This window comes from Oscillatoria sp. HE19RPO (assembly GCF_024220515.1).
Lineage (GTDB): Bacteria > Cyanobacteriota > Cyanobacteriia > Cyanobacteriales > Laspinemataceae > Laspinema.
Window position 1 is genome coordinate 1 of the sequence record NZ_JAMXOT010000436.1, and the last position, 7,311, is coordinate 7,311.

Annotated in this window: 7 protein-coding genes; 2 read left to right on the plus strand and 5 right to left on the minus strand. The window is 49.7% G+C overall.

Annotated features, from left to right (window positions below):
• Positions 1-141 precede the first annotated feature (141 nt).
• Together NG833_RS29035 and NG833_RS29040 are read left to right on the plus strand one after the other, a co-directional pair.
• Positions 142-552, plus strand: coding sequence for a hypothetical protein (locus tag NG833_RS29035; protein WP_254568743.1), 411 nt, complete (start codon positions 142-144; stop codon positions 550-552).
• Positions 553-669: 117 nt separating this feature from the next.
• Positions 670-1,857, plus strand: a complete 1,188-nt coding sequence (locus NG833_RS29040; RefSeq protein WP_254568744.1) for a DUF58 domain-containing protein — start codon at positions 670-672, stop codon at positions 1,855-1,857.
• A gap of 167 nt (positions 1,858-2,024) precedes the next feature.
• Here NG833_RS29040 and NG833_RS29045 read toward each other — a convergent pair whose 3' ends face one another.
• The 5 genes from NG833_RS29045 to NG833_RS29065 form a co-directional block, all read right to left on the minus strand.
• Positions 2,025-2,885, minus strand: a complete 861-nt coding sequence (locus NG833_RS29045) for a 3'(2'),5'-bisphosphate nucleotidase CysQ (RefSeq protein ID WP_254568745.1) — start codon at positions 2,883-2,885, stop codon at positions 2,025-2,027.
• Positions 2,886-3,056: 171 nt separating this feature from the next.
• Complete coding sequence (locus NG833_RS29050; RefSeq protein WP_254568746.1) at positions 3,057-4,100, minus strand: hypothetical protein; 1,044 nt, start codon at positions 4,098-4,100, stop codon at positions 3,057-3,059.
• A gap of 102 nt (positions 4,101-4,202) precedes the next feature.
• Positions 4,203-4,553, minus strand: a complete 351-nt coding sequence (locus tag NG833_RS29055; protein ID WP_015149336.1) for a DUF1257 domain-containing protein — start codon at positions 4,551-4,553, stop codon at positions 4,203-4,205.
• A gap of 136 nt (positions 4,554-4,689) precedes the next feature.
• Complete coding sequence (locus tag NG833_RS29060; protein WP_254568747.1) at positions 4,690-6,198, minus strand: AAA family ATPase; 1,509 nt, start codon at positions 6,196-6,198, stop codon at positions 4,690-4,692.
• Positions 6,199-6,304: 106 nt separating this feature from the next.
• Positions 6,305-6,655 carry a hypothetical protein gene (locus tag NG833_RS29065; protein WP_254568748.1) on the minus strand — a complete coding sequence of 117 codons (351 nt, stop codon included), beginning with the start codon at positions 6,653-6,655 and terminating at the stop codon, positions 6,305-6,307.
• Positions 6,656-7,311: the final 656 nt, after the last annotated feature.

The window sequence follows — 7,311 nt, forward strand, 5'->3', positions numbered from 1 at the left end:
GCGCAATGCTTGCGCCCTGAATTGGGCGCAAGCATTGCGCCCCTACACATCCCTTCCTTTCAGTTGAACAGTTGGAGGATTTATATTTTGCAATCCCCTAAGGAGCGCACCCGAAAGAGCGGATCCAAGATATCAAGGCAGATGCTATATCTATGGGTGGTAACGGTTATCGCACCCACAAAGTCTCGCCCTGATAACCCGATCGCTAAAAAACTCGCTGAATTCTACGATACCCGGACCCGGCAATATAACGAGAACCCTGAGATCTACCATTCCCGGTTATTGGAAAAACAGAAGACGGATGCGATCGCAACTCTCAAGACTCAACTAGGTCCCTTGCTCTCCCCTGCGATCGTTAAACAGCTAGAACAGAATCTAACCCTCGCTCTCGACTTCCCCTCATTACTGGGAACCGATGGCAAGGGAACGGATACCCTAAAAAAGGGTGAGGTTAAAAAGCGGTTCGGAAAACTGATTGTCAGTCAAACTGCGGCTAAAGCTGTTGAATTATTATTCAATGAACTGATGGCAATTTTGCATCCTAAACCCTGACCGGGTAAAGATTAAAGAGACCCTCTTAAACCATTAAGAGGGTCTCTTTTTAGGTTATTATTCAGAGTAAATAGAAAAATCAACCCACTCGCTACTGTAAGGGCTAAAGCATCGATTATGACTGTAGCAAAACCCATTGCAGCTCGCTCCAAAAAAACCCGCATCCCCCATCGCATCGCCAATTGGCTGGAAACTCACTGGGTCACCCCTGCCTATGCCGGTTGGTTACTCTTAATTCTGGCGATATTTTTCTTTGGCGCGGCAACCAATACGATGGCCGGATGGCTGTATGTCATCAGTGGCGTGAGTTTTGCTTTGTTGGGAACTGGGGCAGTGTTGCCGGTGCGATCGCTCCAGGATTTACAAGTTGATCGGGCCCGGATTGAACCCGTCAGCGCCGGGGAAGACTTGACGCTTGATCTGGCGATCGCCAATCAGACGGCAAAGCCAAAAACCTTGGTGCAAGTCGAGGATCTGATTCCGTTCGTCTTGGGAAAACCCATGAAATCTGCCATCGAAGAAATCCCCCCTCATGGCATTCATCATTGGGTCTACTACTACCCCACCCAACGACGGGGTATTTATCGCTGGCATGAAGTCCAGTTACGATCGGCCACTCCCCTAGGCTTATTTTGGTGCAAGCGATCGCGTCAGGTCCCCGCTACCGCCGTGGTCTATCCCCAAGTGTTACCCCTGAGTCACTGTCCTTTAGTCGATCGCATGGGTCAAGAAGATAGCCTCCTGGTTCATAGCGATCGCCGCGCCGAAATGGCAACAGAAGGCATCACCCGCACAGTCCGACCCTACCGATATGGCGACCCCACTCGCTTAATCCATTGGCGTAGCAGTGCACGTCTCGGGGAACTGCGGGTCCGAGAATTAGAAGTTTCTACCGGAGGACAAGAAGTGATTATTGCCCTCGATAGCGGCAGTTCTTGGAATTTAGAAGATTTTGAAGCAGCCGTCATCGCCGCAGCTTCTTTATACTGCTATGCCGAACGTAGCCAACTCAATGTCCGACTCTGGAGCGCCGGAACAGGTTTGGTGCATAGCAATAACCGAGTGTTAGAAGCTTTAGCCGCAACCCAACCTGGAGAAGAAGATGCAACGGTGGGGGAACCTCCGTTTTTACCCTTAATCTGGCTGACCCAAAATAGCGCCAGTCTGAATCAGTTACCCCGAGGCAGTCGCTGGGTCTTCTGGCCGTCGGAGGGTCAAAAAGCCCCAGTGAATCAGGATTTTAGCGGTCTGGCAATCCAACCGGATAAACCGTTACAGCTTCAATTGCAGTCTTCGGAAAAATGAGGGCGCAAGATTCATCCGGAATGGTTTGGGGTATTCCAACAAATAAAATAGCCACAACCCGCACCCTGAAGGGTGGGGCTATACGGACGAAGCCTGCCTTCGCAGGCTGAAGAGTATTGTTAGGTGTTTAACAACAGAATTGGGCCATTTGATTTTTTGGGATAATCTTATTGGGTTTGAGTGGCTAATACGGCTTCGCAAATGGGCGATCGCAAGGCTTCTACATAACTCGGCCACCCAATTAAAATCGCTTGTTTGTGAATCAAGGTATCCGAAGAAAGGGCGGAGGGTTCAAAACTCAAAGGTTTTCCCTCTAAATCACAACAGACTAATCCGGCAGCTTTGGCGAGGGCCACGGGACCAGCGGTATCCCAAAGTTTGACTCGACCATTGAGATAGAGATAGAGTCCGGCGCGTCCATAAATGACTTCCATCACTTTCAGGCCAAAACTGCCGAGGGAAGAATAACAGACTCCCGGGACTAATTGGGCGATCGCCTCCCCAAAATTTCGTTGGTCCCGGTCCCCCAGCATAATCGGACAAACGGATGAGTTCGGTGGCGGGGGTTCCACGGGGGATAAGGGTTCCACGGCTGAACCCCCGACGGATTGAAACAGTCCCCAGTCTGTCCCGCCATAATACATCTGCTCTAAAGCGGGGGCGTAAATCCAACCGGCGATCGGTTGAAAATTTGAGAGTAAGCCAATCATTACGGAGTAATGGGGCTTCCCTTGAATAAATCCTTCGGTCCCATCCAGAGGGTCAATGCACCAGAGTTGTTCGCGATCGCCATTAAATGCCAGTCGCGATCGTTCGTTTTCTTCAGTAATAATTCCATCTTGGGGAAATAACTCAGAAAATCCGGCAGTTAACAGGCGATCGAGTTCCCGATCCACGCTGGTGACATAATCTTCTGGCCCTTTTTCTGAAACAGAGTAGGGTTGTTTCGCCAAGTCTTCAGCCCGGGTCCCACATTGGTAGATTAACTCTCGGATTTTTCGCTCTAGCTCAACGGAGAAAGTTTGCATATAAACTATCAATAGGATTTGACTCTGGCTTATTTTAACCCCAGGACTTGTTTCTAATCTTGTGGATATTGTGGCGCTCAATGACACCTTTGTGTTTTTAACTGGGTAAGGCTGGGGGCGTTGATGAGTTGAGGACCAATCAGGAATGGATGAGAGTTCTGTGGGATGAGGTTAGCTGTTCATTGAGGCGATCGCCTGGTCGAGCAACTGTGCCAAATCATATTTTCCCTCGGCAGCGAACTGGGAACGAAATTTCTCTAAGTGTTCTTTAGCCTCTCGTTGTTTTCCTTGCAAGGCTAAAACGCTGGCGATTCCGAGGTGGGCCTGAATATCCTCTGGTTGACGGGAAATTCTGGCCTGATATTCCTCTACCCGTTGTTGACGTTTTTGATTTCCCCCCAGCATTAGACCCAAGAGATCTCCCGGTTGAGGAAGCAACGACCTCGGATCTGTTGTCACGGTTGGTTCTACCCCGAGAAAGCTCTGGATTTCTTGAGTGACCCGGAATTTTTCATCATATCCGGAACTGCTATAGGGCGTTACGGGAAAAGTTTCTCCAGAAGTTAGCATCAGTTTGATGAGATAGGTGTTGCGACTCCCTCGTTCCACATAACTCCGGGCAATATTCCGCAGGGGATGTTCAATCCGTTTGCTCCCCAGGAGTCCTCGACGGATCAGAATAAACTGATTGGAGAGTTTGTCAAATTCGATGATAATGATTTGGCCGAAGAAGCAAATGATTAACAGACCACTCCCTGAGAACAAGATGGAGGGGATGACCATCAACCCAAACAAATCTTCTGCGATCGCCAAGTTGGATTGGGTTGGATCTTGCACAAATTGGTTGATGCGATCTGCTTGTTCCTGATGGTGAGTGCGATCGGAACTGGAAAAATCCCTTAGAGGAATGGATTTTTCCGGGAGTAAGAGAACAACCTGATAAGTGGTATTCCCTTCGCTGCTGGGATTAGAGACGACCTCGGTCCCCTGTAAGTCTTCTAGGGGAAAGGTTTGGCGGCGAGTTTGCCACAGGGTGGACTGGCGGATTTCACAAGTCCCGGAACCATCCGGCAGGCGATCGCAAGTCAAACTGGTTTTCCCCGTGAACAGACTGGGGAGTAAACCGGCGATCGCGAAGATTCCCCCAAACATCCAAATGCCCCAGGGGATCAGCCGTAGCCTTAACTCAGTTGATGTCCGTTGTATAACTTTCATCGATATCCCCGACTGTATTCCGTCACGTAATCCTATCTAAACAGAAAAAACGGGCTAACCTCTGGTAGGTTAACCCGTATTTCAAGGGAACGCGCTCTATGTTTACTGAACAACGAGCTTAACGTTGGCGTTTTGCAGCCCGGGACGACGAACTTCATTGAGAGTCTTATTAACCGCGTACTTCTGGTTAATAGCGTTGATCAGTTCGGTCTGATTGTGCTTCTTAGCAACACCCCACAGGTCAGCGATCAAGTCGTAGGTGCCGTCGCTGTTGCGAGACCAGCCCAGATCATATTCGCCTTCGAGAACTGCAACCAAGTCGGAACGAACACGCTGGCCATTGTAACCACGAACGTCCGCATCGGATTTAACGCTGATGCCTAAGTCGCGCAAAGAAGTCTTGAGGATCTCGGCATCGGTGATTTTTGTACGGAGAGTGCTAAAGTGAGACATTGGATTTCCTCCAGTAAGATAGTTAAAGAAACGACAACATTTGGGTTTGAAGGGAACCGCAATTGCGGTTTTCGGACACTGCTAACCCGATATATGTGGGTTAGCCTTTGCTCCTGGAAAATCCAGGAGAAAGCCTTTAGAACTCCATGCGCTGGTATTCAGCGACGGAAGAAGCAGCTGGTCTAGCTCGCTGTCTGGCCCAATCTCTCAGGGCAGTGACCTGTTCGGTCATGGTCTTCGACAGCGGTAGCGTAGACTTAATCGAAGCGATGATGTCTAGCTGCGTAAATTCTCTGTCTTGAGCAAACGCCTCGTACATGGCTGCAATCACAGCCTGTTCGATTTCTGCCCCGGAAAATCCATCCGAGACTTTCGCCAATTGCTCGATATCGAAGCGATCGATCTCTCGACGCCGTTTGCTCAAGTGAATCTTAAAAATATCTTGCCGTTCTTCGTTGTTAGGAAGGTCAACGAAGAAGATTTCGTCAAATCGTCCCTTTCTCAGGAACTCGCCCGGTAGGCGTTCGACACGGTTGGCTGTAGCCATTACGAACACGGGGGAGGTTTTTTCTTGCATCCAGGTTAGGAAGGAACCAAAGATGCGACTAGATGTGCCTCCATCGGAGTCCGATGATCCACCGCTTCCACCAAATGCTTTATCTAATTCATCGATAAATAGTAGCACAGGGGAAATGGATTCGGCTGTTTTCAAGGCGTTGCGAAGGTTGGCTTCCGATCGCCCCACCATTGAACCGTCATATACACGACCCATGTCCAATCGGAGTAAGGGTAAACCCCATAGGCGCGCCGTCGTTTTGGCAATCATTGACTTGCCACAACCCGGAACCCCGAGAATTAACATTCCTTTCGGTTGAGGTAAACCATATTCTCGCGCCCTTTCCGTAAAGGCATTGGACCGTTGTCTAAGCCAGCGTTTCAGTTCTTCCAGACCGCCGACGGAATCTAGGGTTTCGTCTTCTTCTATATAATCGAGAATCCCATTGCGTCGAATGAGTTGTTTTTTCTCGGATAGAACGATTTCAACTTCAGATTCTGTCAGTTTTCCACTGGTGACTTGCGCTTTGCGATAGACTTTTTCGGCTTCATCTCGCGTCAGACCGAGGGCGGCTTTTAAAAGTTTTTCCCGCGTTTCAGTCGTGATTTTGCGAGTGCGACTCGTCTCTAGTTGCTGGGATAGCACCTGATTGAGTTCTGCCAAATCCGGCAGAGCAAAGTCAATGACGACGACTTCTTTCTCAAGCTCGATGGGAACTTGCTGGAGCGGTGACATTAGGATGATGGCTTTTTGCGTGCCTTTAAAGCTGGCGATCGCATCTCTCAACCACCGAGTAGTCGCTGGAGAATCGATAAAGGGATGCAAATCTTTGAAGATAAACAAACCAGGCTCGCGTTGCCGTACCACCCACTCAATAGCCGCTTCTGGCGACACAGTATTGTGTTGGGTAACGTTGCGGGGTTGACCATACTCCACGATCCCGTGCGTTACAGTCCAGATAAAGACTTTACGCTGGGGCTTGATCTGAGCAATCGTTGCGATCGCCTGCTCGGCCCGTTCTTCCTCGGAGGTCACGAGGTAGATTAAAGGATATTGAGCTTGGATTAAGATATTGAGCTCTTCTTTCATGACCATCGACCTTCTACAAACGGTGCCAACAATATTGCTAGATCTTTATTGCCCCTGGGTTTGGATGCGGAGCATTAAATTTACTTCCCGGTGGAAGTGTTTGGGTTTAGCAGGGAACGAGTTGTTCCTCACCTTGTTGATCGGTGTTCGCGGTGACCGCTGGCACTTTCTCAACCGTCAACCCTTCGTCAGCCAATACGCTCGGCTGGTTTTTGAGGGATACCATTTCTCCATCGCGCATCACGATTGAGCTGGTGCAGTCGGGACAGTTATAGACCCTATGGGTGCGCCCGTGGAATGACTCTAGTTCGTCTACCACGCCGGGGTGAGTCAGGTAAAAATCTATGGCTCGTTCGGCAATGGTTGACATTGGCTCGGAGTCTACTGCGGCTCGTATTTTGAGCTGGCGATGCAGTTCTGGTGGCAGATACAATGTAACCTTTTGCTTATCTTGCATAGGACGCTGAATTGATTTACCCGGGTATGTGAACCATGTTAGCGATTCCTTTTCAGACTGTCAAGATGCTAAACCGCTTTAACAGCACTATTGTAACATTTCGTTACAATTTACCCTGAAAATCCAGCCGAATCGAGAGCCATTTTTACCCGGTTTTACGCTATCAGTAGAGATAAGAGTCGGGGATAATACTAGATGTAGTGTCAACAACCTTGATGGGGGGGAATGCGGTTATGGGAGGCGATCGGGCTTCAAAATCGGGGTTAAGAGGATCCAAACACCCAAATAGAGGATCCATTATCTCTGTAGGGGCGATTCGGGAATCGCCAGCCCATAAAAACCCGCACCCTTTAGGGTGGGGCTACACGGACGAAGCCTGCCTACGCAGGCTGAAGAGCCAAACACCCAAATAGAGGATCCATTATCTCTGTAGGGGCGATTCGGGAATCGCCAATAAAAACCCGCACCCTGAAGGGTGGGGCTACACGGACGAAGCCTGCCTAAGCGCTGGCGCGCAGGCTACGCCAAACGCAGGCTGAAGAGTTAGTCTTGGACAACCGGATGAGGAGCCAACCCGTCAACTAGAGGCTCCATTATCTCTGTAGGGGCGATTCGGGAATCGCCAGTCCATATTTACAGGCGATTCCCGAATCGCC